General features: G+C 38.4%; 15 protein-coding genes and 1 pseudogene. 2 read left to right on the forward strand and 14 right to left on the reverse strand.

Translation table 11 applies throughout. The features are described from left to right. Positions 1 to 35: 35 nt before the first annotated feature. A complete protein-coding gene (gene msrB, locus UP17_RS14325; RefSeq protein ID WP_061463609.1) occupies positions 36 to 464 on the reverse strand; it encodes a peptide-methionine (R)-S-oxide reductase MsrB in 429 nt (142 codons plus the stop codon). Next, positions 454 to 996 carry a peptide-methionine (S)-S-oxide reductase MsrA gene (gene msrA / locus UP17_RS14330; RefSeq protein ID WP_061463610.1) on the reverse strand — a complete coding sequence of 181 codons (543 nt, stop codon included), beginning with the start codon at positions 994 to 996 and terminating at the stop codon, positions 454 to 456. Before msrA ends, msrB begins: the two co-directional genes overlap by 11 nt. A 170-nt stretch (positions 997 to 1,166) precedes the next feature. On the opposite strand from msrA, the gene UP17_RS14335 reads away from it, so the two are divergent. Next, the gene (locus UP17_RS14335) at positions 1,167 to 1,907 is read left to right on the forward strand and encodes a DUF4397 domain-containing protein (protein ID WP_061463611.1); all 741 of its coding nucleotides are present in this window, start codon (positions 1,167 to 1,169) and stop codon (positions 1,905 to 1,907) included. Positions 1,908 to 1,961: 54 nt separating this feature from the next. Here the strand turns inward: UP17_RS14335 and UP17_RS14340 are convergent, their stop codons facing one another. The 11 genes from UP17_RS14340 to UP17_RS14390 form a co-directional block, all read right to left on the reverse strand. After that, the gene (locus UP17_RS14340; protein ID WP_061463612.1) at positions 1,962 to 2,546 is read right to left on the reverse strand and encodes a YpmS family protein; all 585 of its coding nucleotides are present in this window, start codon (positions 2,544 to 2,546) and stop codon (positions 1,962 to 1,964) included. After that, positions 2,543 to 3,385: an SGNH/GDSL hydrolase family protein gene (locus tag UP17_RS14345; protein WP_061463616.1), complete on the reverse strand. Its 843-nt coding sequence runs from the start codon at positions 3,383 to 3,385 to the stop codon at positions 2,543 to 2,545. The genes UP17_RS14340 and UP17_RS14345 overlap by 4 nt, the downstream gene beginning before the upstream one ends. 273 nt (positions 3,386 to 3,658) lie before the next feature. Beyond that, the gene (locus UP17_RS14350; protein ID WP_061463618.1) at positions 3,659 to 4,249 is read right to left on the reverse strand and encodes an SCO family protein; all 591 of its coding nucleotides are present in this window, start codon (positions 4,247 to 4,249) and stop codon (positions 3,659 to 3,661) included. 152 nt (positions 4,250 to 4,401) lie between these two features. Next, positions 4,402 to 5,244, reverse strand: coding sequence for a DegV family protein (locus UP17_RS14355; RefSeq protein ID WP_061463620.1), 843 nt, complete (start codon positions 5,242 to 5,244; stop codon positions 4,402 to 4,404). 213 nt (positions 5,245 to 5,457) lie between these two features. Further along, the gene (locus UP17_RS14360) at positions 5,458 to 5,808 is read right to left on the reverse strand and encodes a DUF2535 family protein (RefSeq protein ID WP_317777016.1); all 351 of its coding nucleotides are present in this window, start codon (positions 5,806 to 5,808) and stop codon (positions 5,458 to 5,460) included. Positions 5,809 to 7,135: 1,327 nt separating this feature from the next. Continuing rightward, on the reverse strand, positions 7,136 to 7,888 hold the full coding sequence (gene tatC / locus UP17_RS14365; RefSeq protein ID WP_061463622.1) for a twin-arginine translocase subunit TatC: 753 nt from the start codon (positions 7,886 to 7,888) through the stop codon (positions 7,136 to 7,138). An 85-nt stretch (positions 7,889 to 7,973) separates the two neighbouring features. Further along, entirely contained in the window at positions 7,974 to 8,165 is a 192-nt protein-coding gene (locus tag UP17_RS14370) for a twin-arginine translocase TatA/TatE family subunit (protein WP_061463624.1), read from the reverse strand. Positions 8,166 to 8,357: 192 nt separating this feature from the next. Further along, positions 8,358 to 9,626: a threonine ammonia-lyase IlvA gene (gene ilvA, locus UP17_RS14375; protein ID WP_061463626.1), complete on the reverse strand. Its 1,269-nt coding sequence runs from the start codon at positions 9,624 to 9,626 to the stop codon at positions 8,358 to 8,360. 149 nt (positions 9,627 to 9,775) lie between these two features. Then, on the reverse strand, positions 9,776 to 10,261 hold the full coding sequence (locus tag UP17_RS14380) for a dihydrofolate reductase (RefSeq protein ID WP_061463629.1): 486 nt from the start codon (positions 10,259 to 10,261) through the stop codon (positions 9,776 to 9,778). Continuing rightward, on the reverse strand, positions 10,258 to 11,052 hold the full coding sequence (locus UP17_RS14385) for a thymidylate synthase (RefSeq protein WP_061463631.1): 795 nt from the start codon (positions 11,050 to 11,052) through the stop codon (positions 10,258 to 10,260). The genes UP17_RS14380 and UP17_RS14385 overlap by 4 nt, the downstream gene beginning before the upstream one ends. Before the next feature lie 57 nt (positions 11,053 to 11,109). Then, positions 11,110 to 11,820: an anthrax toxin lethal factor-related metalloendopeptidase gene (locus UP17_RS14390; RefSeq protein WP_250211673.1), complete on the reverse strand. Its 711-nt coding sequence runs from the start codon at positions 11,818 to 11,820 to the stop codon at positions 11,110 to 11,112. A 222-nt stretch (positions 11,821 to 12,042) separates the two neighbouring features. On the opposite strand from UP17_RS14390, the gene UP17_RS14395 reads away from it, so the two are divergent. Next, positions 12,043 to 12,297, forward strand: coding sequence for a hypothetical protein (locus UP17_RS14395; RefSeq protein WP_061463633.1), 255 nt, complete (start codon positions 12,043 to 12,045; stop codon positions 12,295 to 12,297). Positions 12,298 to 12,416: 119 nt separating this feature from the next. On the opposite strand, the pseudogene UP17_RS14400 reads toward UP17_RS14395, so the two are convergent. Next, positions 12,417 to 13,774, reverse strand: a pseudogene (locus UP17_RS14400) (IS1182 family transposase). Between the last annotated feature and the right edge of the window lie 109 nt (positions 13,775 to 13,883).

The raw sequence follows: 13,883 nt of genomic DNA on the forward strand, positions 1-13,883 counted from the left end.
GACCCCCCTATCATTATCAGGCAGGGGGGTTCCATTCAATCAAAAAGCTTTTTGTATTCTCCGAATCCTTCTTTTTCAAGCTCTTGGAGCGGGATGAACTTCAATGAGGCAGAATTGATGCAATAGCGTAATCCCGATGGTCCCGGTCCATCATTGAAAACATGACCAAGATGAGAATCGGCAGTTTTTGAGCGAACCTCTATTCTTCTCATACCGTGACTCGTATCGAGGTTTTCCACCACTTCCTCTTCCTTTAGCGGTTTAGTAAAGCTTGGCCAACCGCAGCCTGAATCAAACTTTTCCTTTGAAGTGAAAAGAGGTTTACCTGAAACGATGTCCACATATAACCCTTCCTCCTTCAAGTTCCAATATTCATTGTTAAATGCTGGTTCCGTACCATTATTTTGCGTTACCTCAAATTGAATCGCCGAAAGTTTCTGTTTTAATTCTTCTTTACTTTTCATTTTTTTCCCCCCAGTGATGTTTTATAAATGCTTTTCGGCCTGAGCCAATCGAATATCTTTCATAATGCTCAGGTTGCTTTTTATAATAATGCTGGTGATATGTCTCAGCTGGATAAAACGCTTGAGCTGGTATAATCGGCGTTACAATCGGTTTGGAAAATTTCCCGCTCGCCTGCAGATTAGCTTTGGATCCTTCAGCAATTTTACGTTGGTTTTCGTCATGATAAAAAATGGCCGTTTGATAAGAACTTCCCCGGTCATGAAACTGCCCTCCAGCATCTGTCGGGTCAATTTGCTGCCAAAACATCTCGATTATTTTTTCATATGGATATACGCTTGGATCAAAGGTGATCTGAACAGCCTCATAATGTCCCGTGGTTTCAGAACAAACTTCTTTGTAAGTAGGATTTTCCGTAGTCCCGCCAGTATAACCCGAGATAACGGATTCGATGCCAGGCTGCTCATCGAACGGTTTCACCATGCACCAAAAACATCCACCTGCGAATGTTGCTTTCCCTAATTGCTTTGTCAAATGAAAATCCCCCTTTTTTACAAACAAACCATTGAATGCATTTTAACGCTTTTATTTTGCCCTGTAAAATAATATGCCGATAAGTCCCTATTAACGAAAATGGTCAAGACACACGTCCAAGCATATCACCATATGATGAGATCATTATGGAAAAATGAGAGGTGTAAGAAATGAGCGATAAACAATCATATTTACAAAAGGCGATAACTTATGATTTACTATCGTCTTATTATAAATACAGCAATCCGCATTTGCATGATTATTATTACCATAAGCATTTGAAAAGTTTCGAAAAAGAAGCACAACAATTGAGATTTGAACAAATGAATGTCATACTGCCTGCACAAGTTCGCATTATTCATGCTGCCCCAACAGCTCCATCGTTTGATGTTTATTTAAATGAAATGCGTATTCTTAAAAATTTCTCATTTAAAGAGAACAATGATTATTCGACATTCCCCCCTGGCAATTACCAATTGGATATATACCGCAGCGGGCAAGGCACCTCACTTTTGAGCCGTAAAGTGACGCTCGAAAGCGGGAGGTCCTATACCATAGCCGCTACCTTGGCCACCGGGTCGTTGAATATGTTAACTTTCGAAGATCAACCGTTTGTTCCTCAAAATGAAGCCAAGGTTCGATTCATACATCTTTCAGATGATTTACCGTCGGTAGATATTGCCGTCAAAGATGGTGATGTCGTTTTTGAAAATCTCCATTTCAGGAAAGCAAGCGATTATCTTAATTTACATCCCATGATAGTCGACTTTGAAGTGAGGAAAGCTGGGACTAAAGAGGTTGCGCTTCATTTACCAAATAATAGTTTCTACAAAAATACTCCCTCAACCATTTATTTAATCGGATTGAATCGGGAACCATCCACGCTGGAAACCGTAACACTCTCTCCATAAATGAATAAAAAACCAGGATGAATTGATCCTGGTTTTTTATTCATTTACTCCCTATCACTGTAATGATGATGGGATGGTCAATAAAAATGAAATGTCGTCATTTTTAAGATCGAATTTTTTCGCCTTGACCCTAATGTCACTTTTCAATTCCATATCCTGTAATGAGACATAAATACTTTTGTCATTTGGGTTGATGCTTACCCAATCCGGCATGTTATAACGCTCATTTATTATATTCATTACATATGAAACAGGTAAGTTCATTTGTCCGATGGCAATTGATTTTTGCTTTAAGATCAAATCCCCATTTTTTTGGGCGATTGGTTCAAAAGTCAATTTCATTTCCACTTCACGATTGAAAAATGGCATTGTACCGTATAACTCGACTTCATCTGTTAAATATACTTCGTAATGAATGGATCCCGTCAGGCCTTCCTTATCAAGATACTGGTTAATTAATCTTGTCAGATCTTCCCGATTCGTGTGAATTTGAAATTGGATATCTTCTTCGTGGCTTACTTTTGGTATCAGTTCTTTATCTTTAGTCGGCAAATTAACTAAGATCAAAACAAACACGATGACCAGGATGTTTAAAGCTAATAGGGAAATAAACATAGTCTTCCATTTGATATTTGTCATTCTTGGTCATCATCTCCTTTGGCACTCGCTTCCAATGTGTCCTTTCCGATAGTGGTAATATCCATATCATTGTAGATTCTTGTCGCGATTAATTCATATCCGCGGTCATTTGGATGAAAATAATCCTCATCATAAAGCAAATCCTCTTTGGAATCCTTGAAAATATCTGCTATTTCAATAAAATAGGCTGAATCATATTCTTCAATAATCTCTTTCCCGCTTTCATTCCAATCATTCATGATCATATCAAGTTCATAAAAATCTGCGAACCATTTGGAAAAGGGATTATATACGCCCACCAGGTAAATTTGGGCATGATCATTTTCGGAACGGACCTTATCGAGTATTTGCCTCAATCTTTTTTCATACCCTAATTTAGCCGAATCAAACTGATTCAGTTCCAAATTGGAGAAATTCTGTTTAAAGACCTTCATGATATCATTTCCACCGATCGTGACAACAATCGAGTCAGCTTGTTTTATGTCTTCTTTAATCCTAGCTTTATCCAGTCTTTTCAATAGTTGGTCGGTCCTATTTCCACGTATGCCATGATTAATCATCTCAACGGAAGTAATCGATGGTTCTTTTACCAGCTTATTTTGTAAATAAGGCAGATACCCGCCATTATCTTTACTATCACCGACACCTTGAGTCAAGGAATCGCCTATCGATACGATTTTCACAGGGTCCGGAAAAAAGCTGGCAGGAATTGTTTCCTTTTTACTCAGCTCAACTCTGCTTTTCTGCTGAATAGTTGGCTGATTTGAGGCCGTTTCACTTTGGCCGCAGCCTGAAATCCAAACTAGGCATATGAAAAGACAGGTGATTCTGTACCTCATGACCCTCACCTTCCTACCCATGTATTATATCATGAAGAAAACGAATAATTGCAAACAATATACCTTACTTGAGCATTCCTTACTATACAATATGAAAAATGCAAGGAATAAAAGCTAGTCCTATAAAATTTAGCATGTACTGAGCATGTAAAATCATTCTTCACTTCTCCTGATTCTTCAAAACCACTTACCTCATTTTCACCAGCGTTAATGGGTCCTACCAGAAATCCGTATGAATAGATGAAAACAGAAAGAACAGGTCATTTAACCTGTTCAATAATTCTGTAAAATTTTAATATGCTTAATAATTTCATCAAAGGGAATATCCTGCAGACCTGTATAATCCTTCATGATCTTTCCTTTTTGATCAATTAGAAAAAAGCTGGTCCCATGAATCACCTGATCTCCCGTCTCTGGTTTTTTGACGATTAGTTTAAAGTTATCCCGTGCAAACTGCTCGATTTCTTCCTGACCATAACCGGTTAGAAAATGCCAATTGCTGTAATCCACATTAAATTGGTCACCATACTTTTTTAAAACATCAGGCTTGTCAATCTCCGGGTCGACAGAAAATGAAACGAACTCAACATCAGATATACCCTCATCCTTCAATTGCTGCTGCAGTTTCGTCATATTGGAAGTCATGGGCAGACAGACCGTCTTGCAGCTGGTGAATATAAAATCCGCAACCCAAACCTTACCTTTTAGATCACTTTTTGAAAAAGCTTTACCTTTCTGATCAATGTAACTAAAATCCTCAAGATCCCAATTTTTGGCATCAGGTACACCATTGGAACCGCATGCTGTCAACAGCAATAAAATTGATGCCCCCATAGCTGCCATACGCAAACGCAGCTTTCTCATCCCTACCCCGTCCTTTATGTATAAAATATTCTGTTACTTTATTTATTCTAACAGACCAATAGGAATGAGGACAGCAACACTTTTACGAATTTAAGACAATTTTACAAATGAAAGACATCTCCAGTACGCAATTTCATGCAGATTTATCCTTATCAGTCCCAATAATACATGATTGCCATGGCGCCTTCACCTGTATGGGTACTGACAACGGCAGTGGTTGCTTCTATCTTTATGTCTTGATACCCTGTTAAATCCGCAATGGCCTGGCGGACTTTATCTGCGATTTCAAAACCATTTGCATGTACAAAACCAATGCCGCTAATTTTTTTGCCTTGTGTATCTTCTTTGAATTTCTTAATGATGAACTTCACTACCTGTGACTGGCTCCTGGCTTTGGATACAGGATTCAGGACACCATCGTCCAGAAGTGCAATCGGCTTTATGTGCAGCAGTGAACCGATAAATGCAGAAACTTTGCCAATCCTTCCGCCTTTAACGAGGTTATCAAGTGTTTCTATGACAATGATTAAACTTGACTGCTTTTTAATGTGTTTCAAGCGATCGATTATCTCTGCTACGGATTTCCCTTCCTTCGCCATCTTCGCTGCCTCGATCACCTGGAATGACATTGCTTTTGAAATGAATTTCGAGTCAAAAACGGTAACCTTCGATTCAGACATGCTTGCTGCACTTTCCGCTGAGCGTACAGTGCCGCTCATGCCACCTGTCATATGAATGGAAATAATCTCACTGCCGTCTTTTCCAAGTTCATTATATACCTCCACAAAGGTACCTGCGGCTGGTTGTGAGCTTTTTGGAAGTTCTTTTGATCGGTTCATCCTTTTCAGGAATTCTTCTTGTTCTATTTCAACCTTATCCAAAAAAGTTTCCCCATCTATATAGATCGATAAAGGAACCATTGTTATATCATAATATTCTAGTTCTTCCGGTGTCATATCAACTGTTGAGTCTGTTACTATTTTTACTTTATTCATGATTACACATCCCTAATTAACATATCTATTGTATTATACCTATTAAAGGTAAGCATTCAAACCAAATGTTATCTTTTTCAAGTGAGAGAATACTCATCTATTGAAATGATCACAAAAAAAAACCGACCCATTAGCTAACCCGAACGCACGCCGATTAACACGGCATTCGTGGTATCTCTTTTATCGGAGAAGTTAGCTATGGGTCAGTCCGCATCACGCATTATTGAGTAAGCCCCCAAAGAAAATCTTGTTATAAACGGGCCATTTGAGTACGGATGCTAAGTAATGCTTAAATGAGTAATTTTCTTTATGATCTTTATTAGCAAAAACTTTCTTTACAAATACTTCCAAACGCACGGTCAACATAAAAAAATTCGGATCACTAGGCAGTAAGACAGGTATTTCTGAAATGGTGACCTTATGTCCAAAACAATCTTTGAATTCCAAGCATTTGAACATCAATATATCAATCCTCATTTTTAACCGATTGCTTACATTATACACAATAAATCCAAAATTATAAATATTCAAATGTGTAAAAAACAGACAAATCAAGCTTGACATCGATTAAAAAAAGGACCCATAAGTGATATTATCCCCTTAAAGTTGAAAGTGTAAAAAGTCCATGAAAAAACATGGATGTTACACTATTACTTGGAGGGGACTTTATTATGGCTAAAAAAGGGGGATGAATTTTAACTTATTCCAAGGAATTCAAGATCCAGGTTGTCCAAAGTTATATAAATAATTGGGGCAGCCAATCTGCTATTGAAGGAAATATGATCTTAAAAGTAGGCTGTTTTCACATACTTTGTTGCTATTTACCAGGTAGTGAGTTGTGGTTGATTTGCCCTCCAGATGCTCGCTTTCCGCAGGGCGGGCGGTGAGCCTCCTCGGCGTAAACGCCTGTGGGGTCTCACCTGTCCCGCTGCTCGGGGAGTCTCGCACTTCCGCTCCAATCACCCTTAAATAGTTTCGTTTTAAAAACAACAATCTTTACGAAAAGAGCCTAAAAGTAAAACGCAGTTAATGGATTGGGTGCGAAAATATCAAGATACTGACGGTTTTTTTAGACTCAACGGGAAATAGCAGTGGTAACAAGGGCTAAAAAAAACCCGTAGGGGTCGGTTTCTCATAAAAAAAATTCGATAGCGTGGAAGAAGTATTGGAATACTAAGGCCCAGGTGCCTTACTTAAAAAAGCAGTATCCAAATCTATCAGGAGGCTCCTTTTTCAGACGAATAAGTACGAGATTATTGAAGGACTACATTCTCCCTTCAAAGTAATCTGGCTTATTGTCATTGCTCAGTTAAATCGCTCCAGCTACTATAATTGGCATTCAACAAATACTCAAAGACAATTCCGTCTTTCAAAGGACGATAAATTCGTGAACGGATACAACAGATTAACATATAGCACAAGGAATAAGGTTACCCTCGCATGACAATTACCCTTACGAGAGAATGCTTTTTTGTGAACCACAAAAAAAGAGATGTATACGGAACAGATTAAGGATTCCAATACACATCTCATGTTTATCATCCTAGGCTTCAACAGGCAGGTGCCCATCGGCAGCCACTCTCGCAAAGGAAACTGCCATGACAACGCCTGTGTCGAATCATTCTGCTCTCATTTTATATCTGAAATGTTTTATCTCAATCATTTTCAAATAGAAGAAGAACAGATTCTAGCAATTAAAATTTACATCTTTCCATAACGCAAACGTTTCCAAAAACGAATGAACCATCGAGCTCCGATTGAATATCGAATCTCGATGGTTACCTAGTCTTTTTTAAACTATCTACTTGAAGGGGGTAAGTCCAATAAGGGATCTTTTTTAAGTGTCCATTATTCGGGATACTGCAGGCCAAATGCATTCAAGGGTCTTTTTTTACAAACCCTCCTCGTTGTTTAATGCTTCTTCCCGCAAACTTTCACGCTTCACCCTGCGTTTATAGACAACTTTAGATAATGAAATACTGATTTCGTATAATAACAGCAGTGGAACCATTACCATAAAGTCTGACATAAAGTCAGGCGGCGTTATCGATATCGCAATGACAACCAGTACAAAGTAAGCATACTTCCTTAGCTTTTGAAGCACATAAGGATTAATTATTCCTATGGAGGTCAAAAACATGGTAACAACAGGAAGCTCAAATAAAATAGCAAAAGGTATCGTCATATTAAATACGAATGAAAAGTACTTATCCGCTGTAAAACTGGTTATGAACATCCCATCGCCCAATTCAATCAAAAAGTGAAGAATGGTCGGGAAGATGACAAAATAACCAAAAGCAAGCCCTCCGATAAAAAGCAAGAAAAGCGCTGGAATATAGGCAAGGGTCGCCCTCACTTCATTTGGCATCAAAGCGGGTTTAACGAATAACCAGATTTGCAGAGCAATTACCGGTATCGTTGCCGCAATGGCTACGACGCCTGAGAGCATAAAGTAAATCCAGATAATATCACTTGGTCCCAATACCATCAGGTCAAAATCTAGATCCTTCACGAACCATTTATAAATCTCTTCTACATAAATAAAACTGGCAATAAAAAAGATGACAAAAGCAACAGCTGTAATGATGAGCCGTTTTCTCAATTCATCGAGATGATCGATAATATTTAATTCTTTATCTTCCAAAGTTGATCACGCCTTCGTCTGAAAATCCGTATCTTTGTTCCAGCAAAAAGGCGCAAGACGATTCCATCTTACGCCCAGCATTCAATCATTCATGATTTTTTTGTTGTATTTTTTTATCTTCTTCATAATCATCTTTTGTTAAGTCACTCGTGGATTTTTTAAATTCACGAAGTGTCTGTCCAAAAGCACGGCCTATCTCTGGAAGTTTCTTCGGTCCAAAAATAATTAATGCCAATATTAAGATGAGAATTAGACCAGGTACTCCAATGTTCGACATGGATACATCCCCTTTGGTGTTGTAATTATCCCTACCCCGATTATAATACCACTTCCAACCAATTGAAAGAGCACTGGCAATTCGTCATAGAATGGTAACAATTATCGACAGTAAGCCCGGATCGACTGGGAGGTAGAATAAAATGTAAAAACATAAGTAATATTCTATCCTAATTTAACACTTTGTCCATGATTAAATCAATAAATGAAATAAATTACTGTCCTTATTGACTTCAACGAAAGAGAATCCTTTTTTGTTCATTCTTAGAATGAGACCTTCATAATCATTCTTATCTTTCAGCTCAACACCAACAAGGGCCGGCCCGCTTTCTTTATTGTTTTTCTTCGTATATTCAAAACGGCTAATATCGTCATTCGGTCCTAACACCTCATCAAGGAATTCCCTTAAAGCTCCAGCGCGTTGTGGGAAATTCACGATAAAATAATAAAGCAGTCCTTCATATAATAAGGATTTTTCCTTAATTTCCTGCATGCGCCCAATGTCGTTATTCCCTCCGCTGACCATGCAAACAACCGTTTTGCCTTTGATTTGTTCTTTGTACATATCCAAAGCGGCTACAGATATAGCCCCTGCCGGCTCAGCGACAATCGCATGCTGATTATATAAATCGAGAATCGTCGTGCAGATTTGCCCTGAAGGAACGACAACGATATCTTCCAGGTTTTCCTTACAGAGCTGATATGTCATCTGTCCCACACACTTGACAGCTGCTCCGTCAACAAATGTATCTATGCTTTCAAGTTCAGAAACTTTTCCTTCATCAAAGGAGTATTTCATCGAAGCAGCACCAAGCGGCTCCACTCCAATGCATTTCGTTTTTGGTGAAACCGATTTGAAATAACTTGATAATCCGGCCATTAAACCGCCACCGCCGATAGCTGCAAATACATAGTCGATTCCATCTTCACAATCATTCAGGATTTCTACGGCCGTTGTACCCTGCCCTGCGATTACCTTTTCATCGTCAAATGGATGGATAAAGGAACGTTCTTCTTTTTCACAGCATTCCATCGCCTTGGCAAATGCATCATCGAATGTATCTCCAATCAGGATGATTTCCACATTATCCCTACCGAATAGCTGAACTTGATCGACTTTTTGCCTTGGTGTCGTAGCAGGCATATAAATCTTCCCGTGGATACCTAATTGACTGCATGAAAACGCAACTCCCTGTGCATGGTTTCCTGCACTGGCACAAACGACTCCATTCTTCGTCTCTTCCTCGGTCAAGCTTTTCATTTTATAGTAAGCCCCTCTTAATTTAAAGGAACGTACATGTTGAAGATCCTCGCGTTTTAAATATACATTACATTCATATTTTTCAGAGAGCCTCTGATTTTTTTGTAAAGGAGTGTGTAAAACGATCTCTTTTAGTTCTCTATAGGCAATTAGAATATCTTCCAATTGGATCCCCCTATTCATGGATGCAGTCTGATTCATAACAATACCTCATTTCCTTCCTAATCGATTCAATCATTATAGCACTTTACTGACATTAATGTAATTGATTTTTCTAAAAATTCTTTCTTTTGTTCGTTCCATACAAAAAAATCCGATTATGGTCATTTTTCCATAATCGGATTTATCGTTTATTTTTTTTGTAGAATAATAAAATCATGTGCATATCGATTTTTTTCATCGAGGCTTCCTGGGTTTGAGGAGATTTTATCCCATTCATTTTCATCAATCACGGGAAAGAAAGTATCACCTTCAAAGGTTTCATGAATTTCCGTTATATACAGGCGATCGGTATAAGGAAGGATTTCCTTGAAGATTTCGGCTCCGCCAATAACGAATACTTCATCCCTACTGTTGTCTGCAAACGTTTTGATTTCTAAGGTATCATGTAAAACTAAACAGCCTTCCGCTTTATACTCCGGATTACGGGTAACGATGACATTTTCACGGCCAGGAAGTACCCTTCCGATTGATTCAAATGTTTTTCGGCCCATGATGATTGGATGGCCCATCGTCACTTTTTTAAAATACTGCAAATCTGCCGGTAAATGCCATGGCAGTTGATTATTATTCCCGATTACACGGTTTTGATCCATAGCGACTATCAACGATATCATATGCTAACCTCACCTTTTATATGGGGATGAGCTTCGTAATTTTCCAGAACGAAGTCCTCGAAGCTAAAATCAAAGATATTTTTCACTTCCGGATTTATTTTCATGATCGGCAATGGTTTGGGATCACGTGTCAACTGCAGTTCAACTTGTTCAAGGTGGTTAGAATAGATGTGGACATCCCCAAAAGTATGTACAAATTCGCCAACTTCCAAATCACACACCTGGGCGATCATCATTGTTAATAGCGCATACGAAGCTATATTAAAAGGAACACCTAAAAAGACGTCTGCTGAACGTTGATATAGCTGGCACGAAAGCTTGCCATCAGCCACATAGAATTGAAAGAATGCATGACAAGGTGGCAAGGCCATTTCGTCCAGTTCCCCAACATTCCAAGCACTCACTATCAGCCTTCTTGAATTTGGATTCGTTTTGATTTGTTCAATCAATTCACTGATTTGGTCGATTTGCCTTCCATCAGCCGTTCCCCAAGAACGCCATTGATGGCCATAAATCGGACCTAATTCTCCCTTTTCATCAGCCCATTCATTCCAAATGCGCACGTTATTTTCCTGAAGGTAGCCAACATTTGTATCACCCTTCAAAAACCATAATAGTTCATGGATAATCGCTTTTAAACTAACCTTTTTCGTTGTAAGTACAGGGAATCCATCTTTTAAATTGAATCTCATTTGATATCCAAAGGTACTGATCGTTCCTGTTCCCGTACGATCTCCTTTTTGAGTGCCATTCTCGAGCACATGCTTACATAAATCTAAATATTGCTTCATGATAAACCACCTTTTCTTCTTTCATTCTCCTTATTTTAACGTATTATAGTCCAATGGTTAATCTAATTGTTTAATAAAATTATAAGTCTCGGGTGCTTTTTGTTTAAGTAATTGGTTTTGTTCGAAATTCACGTAAAACATGGCAAACGTTTCTGCAAAGTATTCCTCAGGGTAATTGGAAAAATACGACTGTCCAGGGAACAGTCCATTCACTTCCTTACCCCAAATCTTCAAGAAATCCATGTCTTCACGAATCCCACCATAAACTATATTATCAATGGAATGCCCTAACTCATGCAGTTCCAGATTTACGGAGCCATGCCCTTTACCTTTATCGCTCGCTCCGATTTTAACCAATACAGTATGAGATCCCCCCATCCCAGGCACATCATCCCAAGTTGTTTTTTTATTCAAATAACCACGCGGCGTTTTCCCCTTTAATTTAGCCGCAGATCGATTTTCAGTTAAAGAACCATTAAAGAGTTTGATCCTTACACCGCTGTCAGCAGTTTTCACTAAAAGGGAATGAGGCAATTTATCAATGGTTCCTACAATTTTCAGTGCTTCCTTTTCATCGTATTCCCCTTCTGGAAATAAAAATATTCTTTGTAATTCTTTATTATCCTTAAAAAATTCAGCTTGTCTTAAGAGGTTATCTTTGGGCAAATTCCGCCATTTTACTCCTTCATCTTTCGCTAGGGAATAGGAGAGCATTGAGAGGAGAAAGGCAAATAATGCAAGTAAAGTTAACCATTTTTTACTTTTCACAATCTTCTCCCCTTTCTTCATTTCTCATAATCGTTAAGAGTGTATATGTATTTTAAAGTCTCTGAATCTTCCACACTATTATATTAGTATAACATATTAACTTAGTGTAAAAACTCTATGTTTTTATGGTAATTTTGTCGCAGCTCTTCCTTGAGAAGAACCATTTTTCCAGTCTTTTCATATATCAATAGTATATAATTGTATAAGGTTTAGGGTGATTGCATGGAAACCAATAATAAAAAAGCCAGCTTGAATGAGAACCGGGAACTTGCTGATGAAGTCCTTGATATTTACAGTTTGAAGGTGTTCATCATTCTCGACCTTTTTCTGTTCTCCATTTTCTTTGGCCTACTACTGCATCCATTACTCCCTTCTCTTTGGCTTACCTTCTTATTGCCTTTGCTTTTCTTCACTACATTTACCGCCCTTCTTCAATTACTTGATATTCTCCAAAAAAAAAGCAGACATCATTTTTGATGTCTGCTCAGTTTGTAGACAAAAGGGGTTCGGAATTAAAAAATTCCGAACCCCTTTTTGAGATTCCCTTTGAATTTTTGCCTGAAGTTAGGAGATTGGGGCTCTACGAGCCCACTATGTTAGGCCATTTTTGGACCTCCCCATGTCCAATTGGCCATCTTCTTTAAATTAATGGCAGCGAAAGTAAGCATCGCCTGCATCGACAATTTTTTAAGTCCCCTTAAAGTTGTCCAACGCATACCATGCTTTTCTTTTGCATCTGCGAATACACGCTCAATCGTTTCTTTACGTTTCGCATATATAGTTTTTACATCTTGATGATGACGCAGATGATCTGCTTCTTCCACATGTGTTTGCCAAATATGCCGTGTCACCACTTTTTGATGGTCTTTGCTTTCTGTACACTGAGATAAAAATGAGCATGTCGCACAAGTGTGTTTGGGTGATTTATACTCGCGATAGCCCTCTTTATTGGTTGTTGAGTACTTTAATAGCTCTCCCGAAGGACAAAGGTAACAATCAAAATGTTCATCGTATACATAGTCCTGTTTGCGGAAAAATCCTTCTTTGGTGCGAGGACGTGTATAAGGTAAAGCCGGTATGATTTCTTTGTTAAAAAGGTAGCTTGTAATCGCTGGTGTTTTATAAGCTGCATCTGCGGCAACGGCTTCTGGTTTTCCAATTTTCTCAATCACTTGTTCAACTAGTGGCTCTAAGATCTGACTGTCATGTATATTTCCAGGTGTTACAATCGTTCCCAATATAAAACCGTTGCGGTCTACGGCCGCGTGGAATGAATAGGCAAACTGTTTTGTTCGTTCATCTTTCACATAGTAGCCACTCTCAGAATCCGTTGTACTTTCTTTAATCTCTTTGGTCTCTTCTTTATCAAATTTATCTGATGGAAAAGGCTTCTTTCCATGGTTTTCACGATCTTGATTGATTTCTTCTTGAAGACGCCCTTGATACGCTCGTGTTTCTTTACGAACGATTTTCTTTTCAAATTTCCGTTTATTCGCACTGGCTTTCACATGTGTGGAATCCACGAAAACGTGTTCTGCACTTATTAACTTTTTATTAGCAGCTGTCATTAAAATGCGATAGAAAATCTGTTCAAACAGGTCTGTATCTTTAAAGCGTCGCTCATAATTTTTCCCAAACGTGGAGTAGGAGGTACTTTATCATGGAAACCATAGCCTAAGAACCAACGGTAAGCCATATTAGTTTCAACTTCTTCAATCGTTTTACGCATGGAACGAATACCGAAGGTATATTGAATGAATGTCAGTTTAACTAAAATAACTGGATCAATACTTGGGCGTCCTACCTCTGAATACATATCTTTCACCAAGTCATAAATGAAAGTGAAGTCAATGGCAGCCTCTAGTTTACGAACCAAATGGTTCGGTGGCACCAGTTGATCTAACGTAATCATTTCAAGTTGATCTCGCTGAATAGAATCATGTTTCGAAAGCATCCTCATCACCTCAAGTTTTAATACTTCTATTTTAAAACAAAAGCGACTCAGGGCAAAAGTGTTTATCTAAAAGATAAGACAAAGTTGATTGGAACGGAAGGTACGAGAC

The sequence above is a fragment of the Peribacillus simplex genome (assembly GCF_001578185.1).
In the GTDB taxonomy this organism is placed as follows: Bacteria; Bacillota; Bacilli; order Bacillales; family DSM-1321; genus Peribacillus; species Peribacillus simplex_A.